This is a genomic window from Pseudomonas sp. CBC3 (genome assembly GCF_037967085.1).
In the GTDB taxonomy this organism is placed as follows: domain Bacteria; phylum Pseudomonadota; class Gammaproteobacteria; order Pseudomonadales; family Pseudomonadaceae; genus Stutzerimonas.
On record NZ_JBANEO010000002.1, the window covers coordinates 1,069,710 to 1,091,027 of the forward strand.

At 62.2% G+C, this 21,318-nt stretch carries 14 protein-coding genes and 1 pseudogene; 9 read left to right on the forward strand and 6 right to left on the reverse strand.

The features are described from left to right. Positions 1–142 precede the first annotated feature (142 nt). The 3 genes from V6943_RS12120 to nahK all read left to right on the forward strand — a co-directional run bounded on the left by V6943_RS12120 (position 143) and on the right by nahK (position 5,338). A complete protein-coding gene (locus V6943_RS12120) occupies positions 143–1,330 on the forward strand; it encodes a porin (RefSeq protein WP_340553602.1) in 1,188 nt (395 codons plus the stop codon). Between the two features lie 248 nt (positions 1,331–1,578). Beyond that, positions 1,579–2,742: a nitric oxide-sensing protein NosP gene (nosP, locus tag V6943_RS12125; protein ID WP_445324131.1), complete on the forward strand. Its 1,164-nt coding sequence runs from the start codon at positions 1,579–1,581 to the stop codon at positions 2,740–2,742. Further along, complete coding sequence (nahK, locus tag V6943_RS12130; protein ID WP_340553603.1) at positions 2,672–5,338, forward strand: hybrid sensor histidine kinase/response regulator NahK/ErcS'; 2,667 nt, start codon at positions 2,672–2,674, stop codon at positions 5,336–5,338. Before nosP ends, nahK begins: the two co-directional genes overlap by 71 nt. A 128-nt stretch (positions 5,339–5,466) precedes the next feature. On the opposite strand, the gene V6943_RS12135 is transcribed toward nahK, so the two are convergent. From V6943_RS12135 to V6943_RS12145, 3 genes are all read right to left on the reverse strand, one after another. Continuing rightward, entirely contained in the window at positions 5,467–8,184 is a 2,718-nt protein-coding gene (locus V6943_RS12135; RefSeq protein WP_340553604.1) for an AAA domain-containing protein, read from the reverse strand. 204 nt (positions 8,185–8,388) lie between these two features. Continuing rightward, the gene (locus tag V6943_RS12140) at positions 8,389–9,054 is read right to left on the reverse strand and encodes a response regulator transcription factor (protein WP_340553605.1); all 666 of its coding nucleotides are present in this window, start codon (positions 9,052–9,054) and stop codon (positions 8,389–8,391) included. Positions 9,055–9,099: 45 nt separating this feature from the next. Further along, a complete protein-coding gene (locus tag V6943_RS12145; RefSeq protein ID WP_181103651.1) occupies positions 9,100–9,657 on the reverse strand; it encodes a rhodanese-like domain-containing protein in 558 nt (185 codons plus the stop codon). A 391-nt stretch (positions 9,658–10,048) separates the two neighbouring features. Here V6943_RS12145 and V6943_RS12150 point away from each other — a divergent pair, with 391 nt between their 5' ends. Next, positions 10,049–10,714 (forward strand): response regulator transcription factor, encoded by a 666-nt coding sequence (locus V6943_RS12150; RefSeq protein ID WP_340553606.1) that lies wholly within the window; start codon positions 10,049–10,051, stop codon positions 10,712–10,714. A gap of 154 nt (positions 10,715–10,868) precedes the next feature. On the opposite strand, the gene V6943_RS12155 is transcribed toward V6943_RS12150, so the two are convergent. Both V6943_RS12155 and exaA read right to left on the reverse strand, forming a co-directional pair. Further along, complete coding sequence (locus V6943_RS12155) at positions 10,869–11,513, reverse strand: pentapeptide repeat-containing protein (RefSeq protein WP_340553607.1); 645 nt, start codon at positions 11,511–11,513, stop codon at positions 10,869–10,871. Between the two features lie 144 nt (positions 11,514–11,657). Continuing rightward, positions 11,658–13,529 carry a quinoprotein ethanol dehydrogenase gene (gene exaA, locus V6943_RS12160; RefSeq protein WP_340553608.1) on the reverse strand — a complete coding sequence of 624 codons (1,872 nt, stop codon included), beginning with the start codon at positions 13,527–13,529 and terminating at the stop codon, positions 11,658–11,660. Between the two features lie 355 nt (positions 13,530–13,884). Between exaA and pedF the strand changes: the two genes are divergently transcribed. The 3 genes from pedF (at position 13,885) to V6943_RS12175 (ending at position 16,222) form a co-directional block, all read left to right on the forward strand. Then, positions 13,885–14,322 carry a cytochrome c-550 PedF gene (pedF, locus tag V6943_RS12165; protein ID WP_340553609.1) on the forward strand — a complete coding sequence of 146 codons (438 nt, stop codon included), beginning with the start codon at positions 13,885–13,887 and terminating at the stop codon, positions 14,320–14,322. A 163-nt stretch (positions 14,323–14,485) separates the two neighbouring features. Continuing rightward, entirely contained in the window at positions 14,486–15,235 is a 750-nt protein-coding gene (locus V6943_RS12170) for a quinoprotein dehydrogenase-associated SoxYZ-like carrier (protein WP_181103635.1), read from the forward strand. 57 nt (positions 15,236–15,292) lie between these two features. Beyond that, positions 15,293–16,222: a quinoprotein relay system zinc metallohydrolase 1 gene (locus V6943_RS12175; protein WP_340553610.1), complete on the forward strand. Its 930-nt coding sequence runs from the start codon at positions 15,293–15,295 to the stop codon at positions 16,220–16,222. A 99-nt stretch (positions 16,223–16,321) separates the two neighbouring features. Here V6943_RS12175 and V6943_RS20455 read toward each other — a convergent pair. Then, positions 16,322–16,847, reverse strand: a pseudogene (locus V6943_RS20455) (REP-associated tyrosine transposase). Positions 16,848–17,185: 338 nt separating this feature from the next. Here V6943_RS20455 and exaC point away from each other — a divergent pair. Both exaC and V6943_RS12195 read left to right on the forward strand, forming a co-directional pair. Further along, entirely contained in the window at positions 17,186–18,706 is a 1,521-nt protein-coding gene (exaC, locus tag V6943_RS12190) for an acetaldehyde dehydrogenase ExaC (RefSeq protein WP_340553613.1), read from the forward strand. Positions 18,707–19,129: 423 nt separating this feature from the next. Further along, positions 19,130–21,316: a PQQ-dependent dehydrogenase, methanol/ethanol family gene (locus V6943_RS12195; protein ID WP_340553614.1), complete on the forward strand. Its 2,187-nt coding sequence runs from the start codon at positions 19,130–19,132 to the stop codon at positions 21,314–21,316. The last annotated feature ends 2 nt before the right edge of the window (positions 21,317–21,318 follow it).

Here is a 21,318-nt window from a genome sequence, read left to right on the forward strand (position 1 = left end):
CCGCCTGTGCTCGGGAGGCAATACGGATGACAGGGCCAAAGCACTAGCCATTCGCCGCCATCGCAGCGTATGTGCGCCCCGGTGGCCTTTCGATAATCGCTCCCGTCACGACTGCCTGTCGTCAAATACAGCGGAGAGCGCCATGCACAACAACAAGAAAGCCGTTTCAACCCTGCTGCCTCTGGCCCTGGTCAGTGCCGTTGCCATGTCGGTGAGCCAATTGGCATCGGCTGAGATCGTGCTTTACGACCAGGACGACACCCGTTTTTCCACCGACGGTTACTTCAATACCTTCTACGTCCATAGCGATGTCGATCGTGCCGGCGAGCAATTTGACCGCAAGCAGTCGCGGGTCAAGATGGGTTTCCTGCCCAATTACATCGGCTTCAACTTCAGCAAGCAGGTCAATGACCTCAAGCTCGGCGGTCGCTCCTCTTTCTGGGTGACCATCAACGACAGCGACACCAATGGCACCGAAACCGGTATCGACGTTCGCCAGTTCTACGCCACGGCGTCTAACGATGCCTGGGGCGAGGTGCTGTTCGGCAAGGATTTCGGCCTGTTCGCCCGCTCCAACATCCTGCTCGACGAAATGCTCACCGGCTATGGCCAGGTCAGCGACACCCTGGGGCTGGTGGACGGTGGCGGCGTGTCCTTCGGCAACATCGGCACCGGCTATCCGTACCCGTTCCCGACATCGCAGGTTACTTACCGCTCCCCGGTCATGAGCGGTGTGCGCGTGGCGGTCGGCATCATGGACCCGGTGGACACCACCGAGGACACCAGCTCCACCCTCGACAAGGCCTATCAGGAAGAGCCGCGCCTGGAGGCCGAGGTGACTTATCAGTTCGAGCTGGGCGGCACCCAGTTCTATAGCTGGATCAACGCCATGCAGCAGAGCTCCGACAATACCGACGACAGCATCGACGACGTGACCTCCAAGGGCCTCGGCTACGGCGTGCAGGCGAAGATGGGCAGCTTCTCGCTGACCGCCTCGGGCTTCCAGGCCGAAGGCATCAACCCGTTCTTCACCAATAACGCCGGCGAAGCCTTGCTGCGCGAGGTGGACAGCGATGGCTACCTGCTACAGGGCTCCTATCGTTTCGGCAAGAACCGCATTGCGCTGTCGTACGGTAAGACCAAGGATGACGGCAACGGTCTGGGCACCGCCGCCGATTATGAAACCCGCGGCATCGCGCTGTTCCACGATATCAATGACAACCTCAAGTTGGTCGCCGAACTCAACGAGTTCGAGATCGCTGGACGCGATACCGGTGCCGTCGACGAAGACACCCGGACTTTTGCTATAGGCGCTGCGCTGAGCTTCTGAGCCAAGGGTGCAGGACAGAGGGCTGGCCCCCGTGAGGAGGGCCAGCCTTTTTTGTTATTCCAACGCAGGCGATGCGCGGAGCGCACCCTACGAATGTTTGACGCATGCGTAGGGTGCGCTCCGCGCACCGATTGGGAGGCGAGGCCCCGCTACCTAGGCACGTGTATTCCGGTACTCAAGTAGCATTTTCGTGCCCAATGCCCTGACCAAGAATGTGGGCAATCCGATAGCGGTGCGGGAGGCAGTGCGTGAGCGAGCAACAGACGGAAACGATACGCACGGCAATGTCCGAAGCGCGGCTGGCTGAAACGGTGGCCCAGGATCTGGCGCGCCAGTTGATCCATCCGCACCTGGGTTTCGTGCTGTTCTTCTGCTCCGCCGAGTACGACCTGCCGGCATTGGCCGATGCGTTGCAGCAGTACTTCGGTGGCGTGCGTCTGGTGGGCTGTACCTCGGCGGGCGAGATTACCGCCCAGGGCTACAGCCGCAGCTGCGTCAGTGCCATTGGCTTCGATCACCGCAGCTTCTCGGTCGCCTGCGAGCTGATCGACGAGATGGAATGCTTCAGCCTGGTCGATGCCCAGCAACTGGTGGAGCGATTGGGCAGCGTCTGTCGCAGTAATTCCCTGGCACCGATCAAAAACCACAGCTTCGCCCTGACGCTGCTCGATGGGCTCTCTAACCGTGAGGAACAGGTGCTCGCCGCGCTCAGTGCCGCCTTTGGCAGCATTCCGCATTTCGGTGGCTCGGCGGGCGACGACAACCACCTGGCCGACACCCACGTCTATTACGACGGCAAGTTCCACAGCGGTGCAGCCATCGTGGTGCTGATCAATACCTGGCTGGATTTCGAAGTGTTCACCACCCACCACATCCTGCCCAATGACGAGAAACTGGTGGTTACCCGGGCCGACAGCAACAGTCGCCGCGTCTTCGAGCTGAATGCCGAGCCGGCCGCCGAGGAATACGCGCGGCTGATTGGCGTGCCGGTCGCCGACCTCGACCACCGGCTGTTCGCCGCGCATCCGCTGGCGGTGCGCATCAATGAGCAGTACTACGTGCGCGCGATCCAGAAGGTCAACGACGACCTGAGCCTGACGTTCTACTGCGCCGTGGAGAACGGCATCGTGCTGACGGCTATGCAGCCCGGCCCGTTGATGCCCAATCTCGAAGCGCTGTTCCGGCGGCTCGAACAGCGTCTGGGCCCGCCGCTGCTCACCATTGGCTGCGACTGTTTTCTGCGCCGCCTGGAAATCGAGGCCAACGGTGCCAGCGAGCAGGTGTCGGATTTTCTCAAGCGCCAGCAGGTGATCGGCTTCAACACCTACGGAGAGCAGTTCAATGGCATGCACATCAACCAGACCTTCACCGGTGTCGCCATTGGCCGACCAGGAGGGCGGGGCGGTCTTTGACCTGCTGGCGCGCCAGGCCGAACTGGAACGCGAGAACCGCAAGCTCACGCGCATCAACGCCGCGCTGATCGAACGGGTCGAGTCCAGCGGTGCCGGACGTGATGCGCCCTATGCAGCCTTCCAGCATTCGGTGGAACTGGCCGAGCAGGTGCGCGAGCGTACCGATGCGTTGAACCAGGCGATGGCAGAGCTCAAGGGCAGCAACCAGCTGCTCAGCGACGCACGCCTGCGTGCGGAAACCGCCCACCAGCATCTGGTCGATGCCATCGAGAGCATTTCCGATGCCTTCGTGCTGTTCGACCGTGAACAGCGCATCGTTCTGTTCAATCGCCGTTTCAAGTCGCTGTGGAGCCGCACCCGCGCGCGCATCAATGCCGGCACGCGACTGAGCGACGTGCGCCAGCTGGCCGAGAGCACCGGGCTGATCGTCGAGGAACATCGCGGCAAGGGTGATGAGCCGACGGTCTTTCGGCTGAACAATGGGCGCTGGGTTCAGGTCAGCGAGCGGCCCACTCGCGAAGGCGGGTTGGTCATTCTCTACACCGACATCACCGAAGTGAAAGTCAGCGAAACCATGCGCCGCGAACAGGCACTGGCGCAGAAGTCGCGCTTGCTGCAGCGCGCGGTCGACAACCTGTCCCAGGGAGTGGCCATGGTGGGCGCCGAGGGCACGCTGGAACTGTGGAACCGGCGTTTTCTCGAACTCTGCGGGCTTGCTCCGATCGAGGCGCATCGGCCGTTCGATGAGGTGATGGCAGAGAGCGAGCTGAAGCTCCTGACGCCCAACAGTCGAGATGGTAACGGGCGACCTATCCGTGAGCTGGAGCAGCGCCTGTTCGACGGCCGCATGCTGGAGATCCGCACCCATGCGCTGCCCACCGGCGGCTTCGTCAACACCTTCACCGACATCACCGATCGCTACCGCCACGCCGAGGCGCTGCGTGAGAGCGAACGTTGGATCCGCCTGATCACCGACCACGTACCGGCGCTGATTGCCTACGTGTCTTCCGATCTGACCTACGAGTTCACCAACAAGGTCTACGAGCAATGGTACCGCTGGCCCAGCGACGGCATGCTCGGGCAGAGCCTGCCCGAAGTGCACAGCGGCGAGCATTGGCGGCAGCTGGCGCCTTATATCGACCGCGCCTTGTCCGGCGAAAACGTCAGCTTCGAGATGTCCGAGTGCAACCATGCCGGCCAACAGCGCTACATGCTGCGTTCCTACGTACCGAACCGGCTTTCCAGCGGCGAGGTCGCCGGCATCTTCGTGCTGATCCAGGACATCACCGACCGCCGGCGCACCGCCGAGGCGCTGCACCAGGCCTATCAGAACCTGGAGCAGCGAGTGCGCGAGCGCACCGCCGAACTGACCAGCCTCAATGACCAGCTGTTGCGCGAGATCGATGAGCGCAGCCTGGTTGAAGCACGGTTGCGCGAGGCCAAGCGCGAGTCGGAGCTGGCCAACCTGTCCAAGACCAAGTTTCTCGCAGCCGTCAGCCATGACTTGTTGCAGCCGCTGAATGCCGCGCGGCTGTTCACCAGCGCGTTGCTGGAACAACCGGCAGAGCCCAGCGGCGGGTTGGTGCGCAACATCAGCAACTCGCTGGAGGACGTGGAGAACCTGCTCGGCACCCTGGTGGATATTTCCAAGCTCGACGCCGGCGTGATCAAGCCGGATATTGCCCCGTTCGCCGTCAGTGAACTGCTGGAGAACCTGGCCATGGAGTTCCGCCAGATCGCCGGGGCCGAGCGCCTGCAGCTGGATTTCATCCCCAGCTCGGCACTGGTGCGCAGCGATATCCAACTGCTGGCGCGCATCCTGCGCAACCTGATGACCAATGCCATCCGCTATACGCCGCAGGGGCGCGTGCTGCTGGGCTGCCGGCGGCGTCGGCAGCGGCTGTCGATCGAGGTGTGGGACACCGGCGTCGGCATCGCCGAGGACAAGCTCGAGGAAATCTTCCAGGAGTTCAAACGCGGGGAGGGCGTGCGGCCGAACCAGGACCGCGGGCTGGGCCTCGGCCTGGCCATCGTCGAGAAGATCGCGCGCATGCTCGGCCATCGCATTCAGGTCAGCTCGCAGCCGGGGCGAGGGTCCCGGTTCGCCATCGAGGTGCCGCTGGCCAAGCGCGCCCCCATGACACGTGCCGAGCCGACGACCACCGAACTGGTGCTTCGATGCCTGCAAGGCGCACGCGTCTGGGTGCTGGATAACGACACGGCGATCTGCGCCGGCATGCGCACCCTGCTCGAAGGTTGGGGTTGCGCGGTGACCACGGCGCTGTCGGAAGAGGATCTGGCGCGTCAGGTGGACGACTTCCATGCCGAGGCCGATCTGCTGATCGCCGACTACCACCTGGACAACGGTCACACCGGCATTGACGTGGTCGCCAAGGTCAACGCCCGTCGCGCCAGTCCGCTGCCGTCGCTGATGATCACCGCCAACTACAGCAACGATCTCAAGCAGCAGGTACGAGAGTTGGGGCACATGTTGATGCATAAGCCGGTACGGCCGATGAAGCTCAAGACCGCCATGTGCCACTTGCTGGAGCATGGGCTGGCTGCCGGAACGTCAGGCGCGCTTTGCGAGTCGTAGGGCTACGACGGATGTTCCGCCGCAAGCGGCGATGGAAGACGACGACAGCAAGCGTGGGTTCGCAAAATGGTTGAGCCAGACCGAAGCACCGCAGGCTTGACGGCGACGGGGTCTCGGCCCGCATTACGTCACGCGCTGGGCGCAGTGCTCGCCCACTGCGTGATGAAACTGGCGATCCTCTCTGCTATGCGGCTCTCGACGGTACGCAGGCGCAGGATGGGTATGCCGCTTTTCGCCAGGATGTCGTTCTTCAAGGCATCCCGTGCCGCCTGATCGGGCCGGTCGTGGGAGCCGCCATCGACTTCGATCACCCCCAGCGGGGTTTTGCCCACCTTGAAATACAGCACGAAATCGCAACTGGCGCGTGCCATGAACGCTCGTTCGTGCGCCGTCAAGGCCGGATTGGTCGATGCGGCGACTTGGTTCAACCGGAGCTGGGCGTGACACATCAGCGCTTGGCACGACGGGGCGGACAGGGCCTCGCGCAGCAGTTGCGCTACGATCTGCTCGGACTTGTAACGTGAATCGTCGGGCCGCAAGCGGGCATCCAGCCGGGCCAGGGACTGGTCGTACTCCCGGTACAGCAGGTCGAAGGCCGACACCACGGGAGCCCGCACGACCTGCTCATCCTGCGCGTAATACTCGACGTAGCGCATCAAGGCCGCGATGTGGCCGTTGTTGCCGGTGAACACGTCGTCGCCTGTCACCAGGGTGAAGCGGTGCTTGGCCCGCGACACCGCCACATTGACCATGCGCGGGTCATCGACGAAATCCAGCCGCTTGCGTTCCTGGTTGTAGTGTTTCTTGTCCAGCACGGTGGAGAAGACGATCTCGTCGCATTCCCGTCCCTGGAACTTGTGCACGGTGTCCTTGACGAAATCCACTGGCAGGTGTGTGCCAGAGAGGTTGACCTGGGCCCGGAAAGGGGCGATGAAGCCACGGCCATCGCCGTCCAGGCCAATGGGCTCGCCCTCGTCGTCCAGCACCTTGAGCAAGGAGTCCAGTTCCCTGTGGTTGGTGTTCTGCCGGGTGTGGTTGCCCTTGGCGGTCACCACCAGGCGCAAGGGCGCTTCGCCCTTGTCCTCGGTCATTGGCACCAGCGCGTTGTCGTAGAACTGCTGGTTGCAGAACTGGATAATCCTGGGATGGCAGCGGTAATGCTCTTTCAATAGCGTCCTGGGCAGTGCGTCCCTAAATACTCCGATGCAGGAATCGAGCAGGCTGTAGCGTTCGCAATCATAGGCGTCGGTGGGGGCTTGCAGGCCCAGCGCTACGGGAATGTGCGCCAACTGGCGGTTGTCGCCAACAACGATCAGGTTCTTCGCGCAGCCCAACGCCAGAATACCCGGCACGATATCTTGCAGCGAGGCCTCGTCGATGATCACGTAATCGAGGATCGCCCCCTGCGCGATCGAGTTGACGATTGAGTGCGTGCCGCTGCCCAGGATTGGGAAGCGCTGCACGAAGGCATCAAACTGCTTGCGGTAGGTATTGGGATCGAAGCTGTCCGACGGCCGCGCCTGGCGTTGCAGGTGCTGCTTCAGATGGCGCATCGACGCGGTCTTCAACTCATCGAGCAAGACCGTGAAATTTCCGCGCGCCAGCGATGCGCGGCACGCCTGCAACTCCGCTTCCTTTTCCTGCAGCGCCTTGTCGTAATAGTGCATCTGCAGGGCATGGAAGACTGACAGGCGCGCGTCATCCCGAGCGAAAGGCTTGGTACGGAAAATCCTGAAATTGAACAGCAGTTCGATGCGGTCCATGAGGCGAATGCGCTGTTCGCCGAGATGGGCAAGGTAGGCCATCAGGTCGGTAGTCTTGCGAGGCGACAGTCCATACTTGACCAGCGAGGCGGCGGCTTGCACACCGCTGTCGGTCTGCCACTGCTGTAGGTAGCGCCGCTCGATGGTCAGCTCGTCGAGCTCGGCCTGCAGTTGCGCCGCCCGGTTGTGATCGTGCAGGTGCTGCTTCAAGCGGGTCAGCCGGGCCTGGATCTCCTCCAGGGGCGGCGCGGGCTCGGGTTCGGGCTCGCTCGATGGCCACGGCGGCAGGTCGGCGAAGAAGTCCTTGCGGTTGTCCTGGTTGCCAAGTTTGGCGACCAGGTGGCCCAGGCCGCATTTTTCCAGCTTCTCGTAGACGTTTTCGACAGCCGAATTGTTGTTGGACAGCACCGCTACCGTCTGCCTGCGTAATAGGATATTGGCGAGGATGTTCAGGATGGTCTGGGTCTTGCCAGTCCCCGGTGGGCCCTCGATCACGCTGATCTGCGCACGGAAGGCCTGCTCGACCGCCGCGAGCTGGCTTGCGTTGACGCCGAACGGAAAGATCAGGCCGGTGCCGGGCGCCTGCGTTCCATTTCGTCCCGTGCAATAGGCATGCAAAGCGGTGTCGGCGCTGGCGGGCAGCTTGTCCAGTTGGCGCACGACATTGGCGGCGATCTCACGGTCGCTCTTCGACCCCGCGCGATCCCGCCGGGCATGAGCCACTGCCACGAAATAGTTAAAGACCGGCGCCTCCTTCATCGCCGTCAGCGAGGCAAAGCCGATGCCGTCCATCTTGTAGACGTAAGGTTGATCAGAATCTTGATGGAGCACGACGGCATATCGCTCGCCATAGATCGTCGCCTTGGCGATGGGCTTGACCATGGTGCTGCCAGGCTTGGTTAGCAACATCTCGCCCAGTTCACGGGTGGGGGAGATGCGGCAGTCGCTGAGCGGGCGCGTGTAGGTTTTTTTGGAGGGGTAATGGCAGGTCAGTTGCAGCGCTGCGTACTTGTCGCTCCAGTAAATCGACCAGTCGCTAATCACTGCGGTCTTGTCTTTGCCACCCACATGGATAGAAACCATACGCCCCTTATTCGTGCGCGAAAGATATCCAGAGCTGCCCAACGCCGAACATCGAATGCCTTGTTCCTTGATAAGTAATTATTACCATCATCGCACTCATAGACGATAGACGGGCTGTGCTTCTGGCCAAGTGCCGGGCTTGAGTCATCGTGAAAAAACCGCCCCCCATTACGGCAGCGGTCAAGGACTCACGCGAAGAGGGAATCAGCGCCGCAGGTAGGCGGTGAAGTCGATATCGCCGGCTGAGAGGATCGCCTGCACGCGGTTGTGCACGTTGAGCTTGCGCAGGATCGCCGAGACGTGGGCCTTGACGGTGGTTTCGGCGATGTCGAGGTTGTAGGCGATCTGCTTGTTGGATTCGCCCTTGGTCATGCGCTCCAGCACCAGTAGTTGCTTACGGGTCAGCGCCTGCAGCAGCTCGGGCGGGATCGAAGGTTCGTTGTAGCTGGTCTGGCGCCGGCCGCTTTTCTGGCTGCGGATAATGTCCGAGGGCAGGTAGACGTTGCCGTTGAGAATTAGCTCGATGGCCTCGGTCATCTGTGCGCGAGGCGAAGACTTGGTGATGAAACCGACCGCGCCGTAGGTGATCGCCTGCAACACGATTTGCTTGTCCTGCTCGGCGGAAACGATCACCACCGGAATCGTCGGCGCCTCGTTGCGCAGGTTGATCAGCCCGTTCAGGCCATGCATGCCGGGCATGTTGAGGTCGAGCAGGACCAGGTCGAGGTCGTCGTGTTCGAGCGTCAGGGCCAAGGCACTGTCGAGGTCGGCGGTTTCCAGGATTTCGCTGTCAGGAAAGCCGTCGCGGATGACGTTGTGGATGGCTTCGCGAAACAGCGGATGGTCGTCGGCAATCAATATCTTGTACAAGGCTGGTCACCTCTTTTTGTGGTTATGGTCGGCACGCTTGGTGGATCATTCCGGACCGTTCAGAGCCTCCGGCGTTGCGGGGCTCAGGGGCAGGCCGGCCTGTTCCCAGCCGTCCACGCCATCGCGATACCAGTAAAGGTTCGTGTAGCCCAGTGCGTGAGCCCGTCGGGTGGCGTTCCAGCCCAGCCAGCAATCGGAGCGGCAGTAGAATACCAGCGGCTGGTCGAAACGCCCCCGGCTGATACGGGCAAGGTTCCTAGCGAAATAGTCCGTCCATTCCGGTGTGAGGGCTCCATCCCCGGTATTGGGTAGCCAGACGCTGCCGGGCAGGTTGATGTGCGCCTCGGTTTCGATGAAGCGACCGGCCAGCCACTGGCGACGATAGACATCCACCAGCACCAGCTGCGGCTCGTCATCCAGCAATGTGCGTAGCGAGGCGGTGTCCAGCGTTTGCGCACCTTCGGCGGTGGCGGGCGTCGGGCTGCGGTAGTGCGCCTGGCGGTAACCTTCGGCGGAGAACAGCTCGCCATCCGCTTGCGCCGATGCTGCCTGGCTGATGCCTAGGCAGGTCAATATGACGATCAGTAACGGTAGACGCGGCATCGTCTGGGCTCCTGTGTGCTCCGAAGAAAGGATTACAGAACAATGGTGCTGGCTTTGAAATCCTACGATGGAGGCGAAAACCGGTACCAAAGTAGTAGATCGCCACGCGTCCAACGCGCGACCAGGAAGGAAGACGTCGGCCGCGCAAGCGGGACTGCATAGAAAGTACGGCTCCGGCGCTACCAAGGTAGTAGGCAGGTGAGTGTTTCCAAGCTCTAGCATGTGGTTATCCGTAGCACGAACTGGCGCCGGAAGCCCGTGAGGTACTAGCCGGTGCGCAGAGCGCACCCTACGGATGTACAAGACCCTTGTAGGGTGCGCTCCCCGCACCACGGACCTGACGGCATGCCGACAGTTGCCTGAACGTCCCCGATTAGAAGGCGGCTAGCCTGTGAAAATTCTGCTGGTAGATGACCATGCGATGGTGCGTCAGGGTTGCGCCGCGTTGCTGCGTGCAGTGCTGCCCGAGGTACAGCTGAGCGAAGCCTGCGACGGCGAGCAGGCGTTGGGCGAGTGCCAGCGGGACATCCCAAGCCTAGTGATTATGGATATCGGCCTGCCAGGTATCAGCGGTATCGAGACCACGCGACGGCTGCGCCAGCGGCTGCCGCAGCTACGCGTGCTGTTTTTCAGCATGCACGATGAGCTTTCACTGGTTCGCCAGGCGCTGGATACCGGAGCGGCGGGATATATCACCAAAAAGGCCTCGCCACAGGTGCTGATCGAGGCCGTGCGGCGCGTTCTCTCCGGCCATGCCTATATCGAACAGCCGCTGGCTACCGAACTGGCGCGCAATCCTGGCCACTACGGCTCACCGGACCCGCGTCTGCAAGGCATGACTCAGCGTGAGTTCGAAGTTTTCGTGATGCTCGCCAAGGGCACACCCGCCCGGCAGATCGCCGAGCAGTTGTGCATCAGCGGCAAGACCGTTTCCAACTACCTGACCATGCTCAAGAGCAAACTGCAGGTCGGCTCCCATGCTGAGCTGGTACACCTGGCCATCGATATCGGCGTGCTGCGCGTCGGCGAGCGGAAAATGGTATTCCAAGTTTCCTGAGGCGACCCGCCGGGTGGAGTGTTTGTGAGGTATGGGCCTGTGTAGGGTGGCTGGTTACTTGGTAGGCATCTGAATGCATCGGCTTTTCGTAGGATGCGCTCCGCGCACCAGCGGTCTCGGTGAATGTGGTGCGCGGAGCGCACCCTTTTCGCAATTATTTTTCCCAGTCCATTGGGCAATCCGTGCAGCCTTCCATGTTGGTGCCCTGGAAGGTCGCGTAGTGTCGGCGCGCGCCCGTGAGGGTGGCATTTTCGAGGTTGGCATCGTTGAATTTTGCTTCTTGCAGGTTGGCGTCGGTCAGGTTGGCGCCTTTGAGATCGGCCTTACTGAGCCAGGTCATCTCCAGGTCGGCGGCGCTCAGGTTGCTGTCGTGCAGCTTGGCGCCGCTCATGCGGGCGAATTCGAGGTAGGCGCCGGTGAGGTTGGCCCTCTTGAACTGCGCGGCCTGGGCGAACAGTCCCCAGCCCTGGATGGCTACCAGTTGGGCATCGGTGAAATTGGCCAGGCGCAGGTTGGACTGCTGCAGGCTGGCGCGGTTAAGCGTTGCGCCGCTCAGGTTGGCCTTCTCAAGGTTGGCCAGGTCCAGAATAGTGTGGCGCAGGTTGGCGCCGGACAGATTGGCGCCGGCCAGGTTGATCTTTCGCAGGTCCTGATTGCTGAGATCGGCACCGCGCAGGTCGGCATTGGTGCACTGGCTTTCCGGTTCGAGTGTGCAGCCGTTGATGATCAGGGGTTGGTCATCGGCGAAAGCCGGGGCAGCAACGAATAATAAGGGAAGGATCAGGCTGGACGGTTTCATATGAGGCCCATGCATGTGTAGGGTGCGCTCTGCGCACCGGATTCAGAATAAAAGCTGGTGCGCGAAGCGCACCCTACGGGCGACGAGAGCGCTCGCATCTAGCGAAAAGGCCGTGTCCGCGATGAGGCGGGCACGGCAGGGACATCAGCGCTGGGCGGTCTTGTTTTCCCACTCAGGTAATTTGAACACCCAGAACGAGCCGCCCTGTGCGACCGGCTTGGTCAGCTCGGCCATGTCGCCGCCCCACAGCGGCACTGCGCCGCCGTAACCGACGGTCACGCCGATGTACTGCTCGCCGTCCTGCTCCCAGGTCACGGGCGGGGAGATGATTCCGCTGCCGGTCTGGAATTTCCACAGTTCGTCGCCGGTTTTCGCATCGAAGGCCTTGAAGTAGCCGTCGCTAGTACCGGTGAACACCAGGTTGCCCTTGGTGGCCAGCACACCGGCCCACAGCGGCAGCTTCTCCTTGTGTTCCCACTCCACCTTGCCGGTGGTGGGGTTCATGGCGCGCAGGATGCCAACGTGGTCGTCATACATGCGCTTGATGCGGAAGCCCTGGCCAAGGTAGGCCGAACCCTTCTTGTAGCTGACTTCCTCGGTCCAGTAGTCCTCCTTCCAATGGTTGGCGGGCACGTAGAACAGGCCGGTGTCCTGGCTGTAGGCCATGGGGTTCCAGTTCTTGCCGCCGAGGAAGGGCGGCGAGACCTCGACCGACTTGCCGTGCTTCTCGCCCGGCTCGGGCTTGGGTGGGCGCTGGCCTTCGTTTTCAATCGGGCGTCCGGTCTCGAGGTCGATACCTTTGGCCCAGGTGATATTGTCGACGAAGGGGAAGGCGTTCTGCAGCTTGCCGTCCTTGCGGTCGACCACGTAGAAGAATCCGTTGCGGTCAGCGTGGGCGGTGGCCTTGATGGTCTTGCCGTCTTTGTCCTTGTAGTCGAAGAGCACTAGCTCGTTGTTGCCGGAGAAGTCCCAGGCATCGTTCGGCGTGTGCTGGTAGAACCATTTCACTTCGCCGGTGCTCGGGTCGACGCCAACCTGGCCGGACGTGTAGAGGCTGTCGTAGTCCTGGGGCTTGCCATCCTTGGAGGTGCGTGCCCAGCCGTTCCACGGGGCCGGGTTGCCGGCTCCGACAATGATGGTGTTGGTCTCGGCATCGAAGCTCGCGCTCTGCCACGGTGCGCCGCCACCCTGGCTCCAGGCCTCGACCTTGCCGGTGGGGGAGTTCGGATCGTCCGGCCAGGAGGGCGCCTTGATGTCGCCGGTGGGGGTGCTGTCCTTGCCGTTCAGGCGACCCACATGACCTTCGACGAAGGGACGCATCCAGATTTCTTCACCGGTATCCGGATCGCGGGCGAACAGCTTGCCGACCACGCCAAATTCGTCCCCCGAACTGCCGTGAATCAGCAGCACCTTGCCGGTCTTGCCGTCCTTCACCAGGGTCGGCGCGCCGGTCATGGTGTAGCCGGCGCCGTGATCGCCGAACTTCTTGTTCCAGACGACCTTGCCGGTGTCCTTGTTCAGCGCCACGACGCGGGCGTCGAGGGTGCCGAAGTAAATCTTGTCGCCATAGATGGCGGCGCCACGGTTGACCACGTCGCAGCAGGGACGGATGTCGTCGGGCAGGCGGTGGGCGTAGCTCCACAGGCGCTTACCGGTCTTGGCATCCAGCGCGAATACCCGCGAGTAGGAGCCGGTGACGTAAATGATGCCGTCGTGCACCACGGCCTGGGATTCCTGTCCGCGCTGCTTCTCGTCGCCGAAGGAGAACGACCAGGCGGGTGTCAGCTTGAAGACGTTCTTGTCGTTGACCTGAGCCAGCGGGCTGAAGCGCTGGGCGTGGGTGCCCAAGCCATATTGCAGGACGTTGTTGGTCGAAATGTGGTCGTTGGCGATGTCTTCCCAGCTGACCGGCGTGGCCTGGGCGGCACCGATCATTGCAAGGCTGCCAGCCAGTGCCAGGCATTGCACGGCTAGGGCGAGGGGACGTTTGCTGCCGGGGTGCGATCTTGTTGTCATGGTTGCGATTCCCTTGGTCGGTTCGGACAAGGCCGCTGCTCGGTCTGTGTAGACGCGGGTCTGATACTGCCGATAGCGGCTTGGCGAATCGATTATTGGAAGCGCGGCGCAGGCGCCGATACGGAAAAATTCCCGCGAACGCCGGGAATATTTCCCAAACGTCCGGTGTTTTGGCCTTGCTCCACAAGTGCTGTTCGACCCACTGCCAAAGGTGGTGGGAAAGCTTGCTACCAAGGGAGGAGTCGCCGGCTTCCAAAGCAGGATTCAGTCAACCCGACACCACCGCCAACATGGTCGCCATGCGCTCCCGGAAGGGGGCTGCCTTGCACGGATTCACGAAACGAGGTGGTTAGTCATGAACAATAAGAACCCTATGCGCGCACTTGTGGCTGCAGGCTTTATCGCTGTAACCGGTCTGGCCCTGGCTCATGGTGATGTCGTTCCCCATGCCGTAGAGACCAAGGGCCTGCCCGCTCTTGGTGAAGAGTGGGTGGATGAAAACCCCTATCGTGAACCGGGCGAGCACCACGACCTTGCTGTAGAAATTGGCTCTTCTGCCTACAACCAGAACTGCGCCCGCTGCCATGGTCTGGAAGCGATCTCAGGCGGCATCGCGCCGGATCTGCGTGAGCTGGAAGCCGATGTAAGCGGTGACGAGTGGTACAAGGAGCGCGTGATCAACGGCGCGGTGCGAGACGGCGCGGTGTACATGCCACGCATGGCCGATACGCTCAGCCAGGAAGCGCTGTGGGCCATCCGTACCTATATAGAGAGCGAAGCGACCAAGCAGTGATGCGGGTGAAAAATGTAGGGTGCGCTCCGCGCACCGCACGCACCGAGGTCTGGCGGTGCGCCAAGCGCACCCTACGAAAAAACCGTGCTGCTTCGTGCAGGCGGACAGCTCATCCGAAAAGATCACTGGGGCTGCCATGCCGATCCGCCGCCGGAGATACGACATGAACATGCGAATCCTGCTGGCACTCGTGCTGACCGTTAGAACCGACGGCCTGTTCGCGGCCGACACCGACCCGCTGCAATCGGTCATGTGGGAGCACCACCACGAGCGCGTGCTGAACGGCGAGCCTTACGTGTTCGACGACCGCGTACAGGTGCTTGTGCCGCCCTTCGCCGAGGATGCGCGCCAGGTGCCGATGCACATCGATGCCCGCGCCCTGGGCGATGAAGTGGTGCGTATCGAGGCCTGGGCCGAACTCAACCCCATTCCACGCGTGTTCAGCTTCAGCCCCGGCGAACAGGTACTGCCGTTGGTGGCGATTCGCTTCCGCGTGGAGCAGGCCACGCCCATTCGCGCGGCGGTTCTGACCCGAGATGGCGTCTGGCACGTGGGCTCGGCCCGGGTGGATGCCGCTGGCGGGGGCTGTTCGGCGCCAAGCGTAGTGCGCACCCAGCCCGGATGGGAAAAGCGGCTGGGAAGGGTAGTGGGCGGTCGCTTCGAGCGTAGTACTGGCAGCCGCCTGCGATTGCAGGTATCACACCCGATGGACAACGGCCTGATTAGCGGCATTCCCGAATTCTTCCTAAACCAGGCCGAGCTGCGCGATACCGAGGGCAACGTACTGGCGACGCTGGAGCTGTATCCGGCCGTCAGCGAGAACCCGACGCTGAGTCTGGAAGTGAAAGGCCAGCAAGGCACCCGCCTATGGTTGCGCGACAACAACGGCAACGAGTTCGAGGCTGCATTGTAAAACCCGCTGCTTTTGTAGGTGCGCTCCGCGCACCGGCTTTCCCGCCAAGGAAACGACATGCGCTTGCTTATCCTGACCCTCGCGTTCTGCCTGGCGCTGCCTGTACAGGCCGAGTTGCAATATCGGCTGCAGCCGCGCCAGATCGCCGAAAACGTCTGGCTGCTGGAAGGCTCGACGGACAACTTCGACCCACGCAACGGCGGCAATATCGTCAACACCGGCTTCATCGTGACCTCAGCCGGTGTCGTGGTTATAGACAGTGGTCCTTCCAGACGCTACGGCGAGGCTATGCGCGCCGCTATCGCCGAGGTTACCCATCGTCCCGTCATCAAGGTGCTGCTCACCCATCACCATCCCGACCATGTGCTGGGCAACCAAGCGTTCGCTGACGTGCCCATCGCCGCGCTTGCCGGGACGGCCGATCTGCTGCGCGAGCAGGGCGATGCCATGGCCGAGAACATGTACCGGATGGTCGGCGACTGGATGCGCGGCACCGAGGTGGTGCTGCCGAACGAAAAGCTGGAGCCTGGGCTGCTGGAAGTCGGTGAACACAGGCTGCGCCTGCTGCAATTGCACGGCCACACCGGTGCTGACCTGGCGGTTCTTGATGAAATCAGTGGCGTGCTCTTCGCCGGTGACATCCTCTTCTACCAACGTGCCCTGACCACACCCAATAGCCCCGGGCTGGATGTATGGCTGGCGGATCTCGATCGTCTCGAAGCCACGCCCTGGAAACTGCTGGTGCCCGGCCACGGCCCGTTGAGCCGTGACAGCGCGCCGTTCGAGCAGATGCGCGATTACCTGGGCTGGCTCGACGGTCTGTTGCGCGACACTGCGGCCACCGGTGCCGACATGAACGAAGTCATCCAGAGCCCGATGCCCACGCGCTTCGCCGGCATCAGCCTGACACGCTACGAACTGATCCGTAGCGTCAGCCATCTCTATCCGAAATACGAAGCTCGGCAGCTGCAGCGGGTGGATGAGTAGAGGCGGGAGCTCGATTGTAGGGTGCGCTCCGCGCACCGAACCCCACGATGATGCTCCTGTTGCGCGGAGCGCACCCTACAGGCTAGGACGGAGCTCATGCTACTCACCAAAGACTCCCTCGATATCGTCCGCGGCACCCCAATCGGCGGGGTAAATGCCTTCTCGCACCAGGCGGTGAAACGACGACCAAGGCCAGTCGCCTACCTGCGTAACCAGCCCGTGCTTCACCGGGTTCCAATGCAGGTAATCCATGTGCTTGCGGTAGTCCTCTTCGTCGCGGATGCGATGTTCCCAGAAACGGCGTTGCCAGAAGCCCTCTCGCGGCGGCGTGCCTGGCTGTCATTTACGGCCGGCACAGCTGAACACCTTTGCTAACGCCGGCCTTGATCAAGGCCCAACGCTTGCCGAAATCAGCATCGCCCTCGGGCAATTCCCAGATGCAATGAATGTGATCGGGCAGCAATCCAGGCGTGAATGCAGAATGGAAAGCGCCGCCTGACCTCGATGATCGCTTGGCGCAACAGTTGACGGGTTTGCGGTTGGTCAGCGCCGGTCGGCGGTGTTGGATGACAACCGTAAAGAAATACAGCCCGCCCTCATTCTGCGGACGACGATAGTTGGACATTCCCTGTCTCCTTCATCAATTGGAGCAAGAGGGTAGGGCCTGGCTGAGGCCGAAACCATGTCAGCTATGCATGCTTGTGATTTCCCTCTGCTTTTCGAACACGGTGCGCGGAGCGCACCCTACGAGTTGTGCATAGCCTGTAGGTGCGCTCCTGGCAGTGAGTGCAATCCAACCCCGGCAATGAAGCTCCGCAGAGCCCTTGGCATCTACTACCAAATGAGGAGCGCCTCGCTGCCATGGGCGCATACCGGGGGTGGTGGGGCGCTGCCTAAGATCGGTCCATGCCCTGCGTCCGTTCTGGCGCAGGCTCTGACACGCAGAAGAAAGAGAGGCCCATCATGATTTACGCCCAACCTGGTACCGCAGGCGCCGTCGTTTCCTTCAAGCCGCGATACGGCAACTACATCGGTGGTGAATTCGTGCCGCCGGTCAAGGGTGAGTATTTCGTCAACACCTCGCCGGTGAATGGTGAAGTGATCGCCGAGTTCCCGCGCTCCGGCGCCGAAGACGTGGAGAGGGCTCTGGATGCCGCCCACGCCGCCGCCGATGCCTGGGGCAAGACCTCGGTACAGGACCGTGCGCTGATGCTGCTTAAGATCGCCGACCGCATCGAGGCCAACCTGGAAAAGCTCGCTATTGCCGAGACCTGGGACAACGGCAAGGCCGTGCGAGAAACGCTGAACGCCGACGTGCCGCTGGCTGCCGACCACTTCCGTTACTTCGCCGGCTGCATCCGCGCCCAGGAAGGCAGCGCCGCCGAGATCAACGAGCACACCGCCGCTTATCATTTCCATGAGCCACTGGGTGTGGTCGGGCAGATCATTCCGTGGAACTTTCCGCTGCTGATGGCGGCCTGGAAGCTGGCGCCAGCGCTGGCCGCCGGCAACTGCGTGGTGTTGAAGCCCGCCGAGCAAACCCCGCTGTCGATCATGATCTTGGCCGAAATCATCGACGGCCTGTTGCCGCCGGGCGTGCTGAACATCGTCCAGGGCTTTGGTCGTGAAGCCGGCCAGGCGCTGGCCACCAGCACCCGTATCGCCAAGATCGCCTTCACCGGCTCGACGCCGGTGGGTTCGCACATTATGCGTTGCGCTGCTGAGAACATCATTCCGAGCACCGTGGAGCTGGGCGGAAAGAGCCCGAACATCTTCTTCGAAGACATCATGCAGGCCGAGCCGGCCTTCATCGAGAAAGCCGCCGAAGGCCTGGTGCTGGCGTTCTTCAACCAGGGCGAGGTCTGCACCTGCCCATCGCGTGCGGTGATCCAGGAGTCGATCTTCGAACCCTTCATGGAGGTGGTGATGAAAAAGATCCAGCAGATCAAGCGCGGCAACCCGCTGGACACCGAGACCATGGTCGGCGCCCAGGCGTCCGAACAGCAGTTCGACAAGATCCTCTCGTACATGGAGATCGCCCGCCAGGAAGGCGGTCAGATCCTTACTGGCGGCGCTGCCGAGAAGCTCGAAGGCAGCCTGGCGACCGGCTATTACGTGCAGCCGACCCTCATCAAGGGCCACAACAAGATGCGCGTGTTCCAGGAGGAGATCTTCGGGCCGGTGGTGGCAGTGACCACTTTCAAGGACGAGGCCGAAGCCCTGGCCATCGCCAACGATTCCGAGTTCGGCCTGGGTGCAGGCGTCTGGACCCGCGACATCAACCGCGCCTACCGCATGGGCCGCGGCATCAAGGCTGGGCGTGTCTGGACCAACTGCTACCACCTGTACCCGGCGCATGCGGCGTTCGGCGGCTACAAGAAATCCGGTGTGGGCCGCGAGACCCACAAGATGATGCTCGACCACTATCAGCAGACCAAGAATCTGCTGGTCAGCTACGACGTCAATCCGCTCGGCTTCTTCTGATGGATGGGCTCCGGCGTGCGCTCCCGAATGCGCCGGTTACTTGGCAGGCACCGAGTGTGCCGAGCCTTTCCGGGCCGTCATCCCCGTGACGGCCGGACGGCTCGTTTCGCGGCGCGGCCTTTTGGCCGCGTTTTTTTTAGAAGAACGCTGTAAGAACGTGCGGGCTCTGGTTCTGCACTTAAAGTGCTTTCGGCAGAGCACTGTTTTCATTCCTGACACAACTGTTCCATCCCTCGCTTCGCCTGTTTCTTCCCTGGTACAGCTGCCCGCCTGCCAGCGCAGTCATTTCCGCTTTCATCCAATCATCAGGCCCAGTATCCACGCGCCCTCCAGCGATAAAGCGTAACGCTGGCACAGCCATTGCGATATCTCAGGGACCGTGGCGCGACGCTGCGGCCCCTAATAAGAACTGGAGACGCATTGATGAATCGTACTGGCCTGCAAAGGTGTGGAGGCGCAGAGCCGCCGCCAGCCGCCTCGTTCGTGAAAAGCCTGTTCACCGTGCTGGCGTTGAGCGCGGCCTGTTCTTCGATAGCGCTAGCGGCCGATGTCGACGGCAAACGCATCGCCAATGCCGACGCCGAACCCGGCAACTGGATGAGCCACGGTCGTGACTATGGTGAGCAGCGTTACAGCCCGCTGACGAACATCACAGCCGAGAACGTCGACGAGCTGGGGCTGGCCTGGAGTTACAAGCTCGACATCGACCGCGGCGTGGAAGCCACGCCTATCGTGGTCGATGGCGTGATGTACACCACTGGCCCGTTCTCCATCGTCTACGCGCTGGACGCCCGCAGCGGGGAGCTGATCTGGAAGTACGATCCGCAGTCCGACCGCTCCCGCGCTGGCGAAGCCTGTTGTGATGCGATCAACCGCGGCGTTGCCGTGTGGAAAGGCAAGGTCTACGTCGGCGTGCTCGATGGTCGCCTGGAAGCCATCGACGCCAAGACCGGCGAACGCGTCTGGTCCGTCGATACCCGCAACGACAAAGCGCGCAGCTACTCCATCACCGGCGCGCCGCGAGTGGTCAATGGCAAGGTCGTGATCGGCAATGGTGGCGCCGAGTTCGGTGTACGCGGTTACGTGACCGCCTACGATGCCGAGACCGGCGAGCAGGCCTGGCGCTTCTTCACCGTGCCCGGTGACCCGGACAAGCCCGCCGAAGGCAAGGGCATGGAGATCGCGAAGAAGACCTGGCACGGCCGCGCCTTCGTCGAACAGGGCGGCGGTGGCACCGCGTGGGACTCCTTCGCCTACGACCCCGAGCTGAACCTGCTTTACATAGGCGTCGGCAACGGCTCGCTGTGGGACCCGATTTGGCGCAGCGAAGGCAAGGGCGACAACCTGTTCCTGTCCTCCATCGTCGCGGTCAATGCCGATACCGGCGAATACGTCTGGCATTACCAGACCACACCTGGCGATGCCTGGGACTACACCGCTACCCAGCACATGATTCTCGCTGACCTCGAAATCGAGGGGAAAGAGCGCAAAGTGTTGATGCAGGCGCCGAAGAACGGCTTCTTCTACGTCATCGACCGCGCCACTGGCGAACTGCTGTCGGCCGAGAACATTGTGCCGATCAACTGGGCCAAGGGTGTCGATCTGAAGACTGGCCGCCCCATCGTCGACGACGAAGCCGCGGCCTACTGGAAGGGCGAGAAGAAGGCCAAGCTGGTCCAGCCCGGCTTCTGGGGCGCGCATGACTGGCACCCAATGTCTTACAACCCGGACACGGGCCTCGTCTACATCCCTGCGCACATCATGTCCGCTTGGTACGAACACGTGCCGGACGCGCCGGCGCGCAACAAATTCAAGAGCATGTATCAGCTAGGCCTGAAGACCGGGATGATGCCTGAGGACCCCGAAGGCCTTGGCAAGTACGCCGACACCTGGTCCGGCAAGCTGATCGCCTGGGACCCGGTGAAGCAGGAGCAGGCCTGGGAAGTGCCCTACGTCACCATCTTCAATGGTGGCACCCTGACAACCGCCGGCAACCTGGTGTTCGAGGGCAGCGCCGATGGTCGCGTCATCGCCTACGCCGCCGACACCGGCAAGAAGCTATGGGAACAGCCCGCCGCCAGTGGCGTGATGGCAGCACCTGTGACCTACAGCGTCGACGGCGAGCAGTACGTGACCTTCATGGCTGGCTGGGGCGGCGCTTTTTCCACCTTCGCCGGGGCCTTGTCGCTGCGGGCCGGCGTGCAGCCTTATGCGCAAGTGCTGACTTACAAGCTCGGCGGTACGGGCGAATTGCAGGAACCAGCACCACGGGCAGACGCACCCGAGCCGCCACCGCTGACCGCCGACGCCGCCACGGTCGAAGCCGGCGCCAAGCTCTACGACGGTTATTGCTCACAGTGCCACGGTATCCACGCGGTCAGCGGCGGTGTGCTGCCGGATCTGCGCATGCTTACCGCGGAAAAGCACGAGCAGTTCCTCGGCATCCTCCACGGCGCTCGGATACCCGACGGCATGCCGTCGTTCGCCGAAGCCTTCGACATGGAACAGATGAAGCAGATCCATCAATACCTGATCAAGCGCGCCCACGACCGCGTCGAGCACGGCCCGGACGACCTGCCGCAGCCGACTCATAAAACCGCAAGCAACTGAAG

Coding starts and splice junctions, on each gene's coding strand:
- V6943_RS12120 (WP_340553602.1), top strand. CDS start 143: ATGCACAACAACAAGAAAGCCGTTTCAACCCTGCTGCCTCTGGCCCTG.
- nahK (WP_340553603.1), top strand. CDS start 2,672: ATGGCATGCACATCAACCAGACCTTCACCGGTGTCGCCATTGGCCGAC.
- V6943_RS12135 (WP_340553604.1), bottom strand. CDS start 8,184: ATGGTTTCTATCCATGTGGGTGGCAAAGACAAGACCGCAGTGATTAGC.
- V6943_RS12145 (WP_181103651.1), bottom strand. CDS start 9,657: ATGCCGCGTCTACCGTTACTGATCGTCATATTGACCTGCCTAGGCATC.
- V6943_RS12155 (WP_340553607.1), bottom strand. CDS start 11,513: ATGAAACCGTCCAGCCTGATCCTTCCCTTATTATTCGTTGCTGCCCCG.
- exaA (WP_340553608.1), bottom strand. CDS start 13,529: ATGACAACAAGATCGCACCCCGGCAGCAAACGTCCCCTCGCCCTAGCC.
- pedF (WP_340553609.1), top strand. CDS start 13,885: ATGAACAATAAGAACCCTATGCGCGCACTTGTGGCTGCAGGCTTTATC.
- V6943_RS12170 (WP_181103635.1), top strand. CDS start 14,486: ATGAACATGCGAATCCTGCTGGCACTCGTGCTGACCGTTAGAACCGAC.
- V6943_RS12175 (WP_340553610.1), top strand. CDS start 15,293: ATGCGCTTGCTTATCCTGACCCTCGCGTTCTGCCTGGCGCTGCCTGTA.
- exaC (WP_340553613.1), top strand. CDS start 17,186: ATGATTTACGCCCAACCTGGTACCGCAGGCGCCGTCGTTTCCTTCAAG.
- V6943_RS12195 (WP_340553614.1), top strand. CDS start 19,130: ATGAATCGTACTGGCCTGCAAAGGTGTGGAGGCGCAGAGCCGCCGCCA.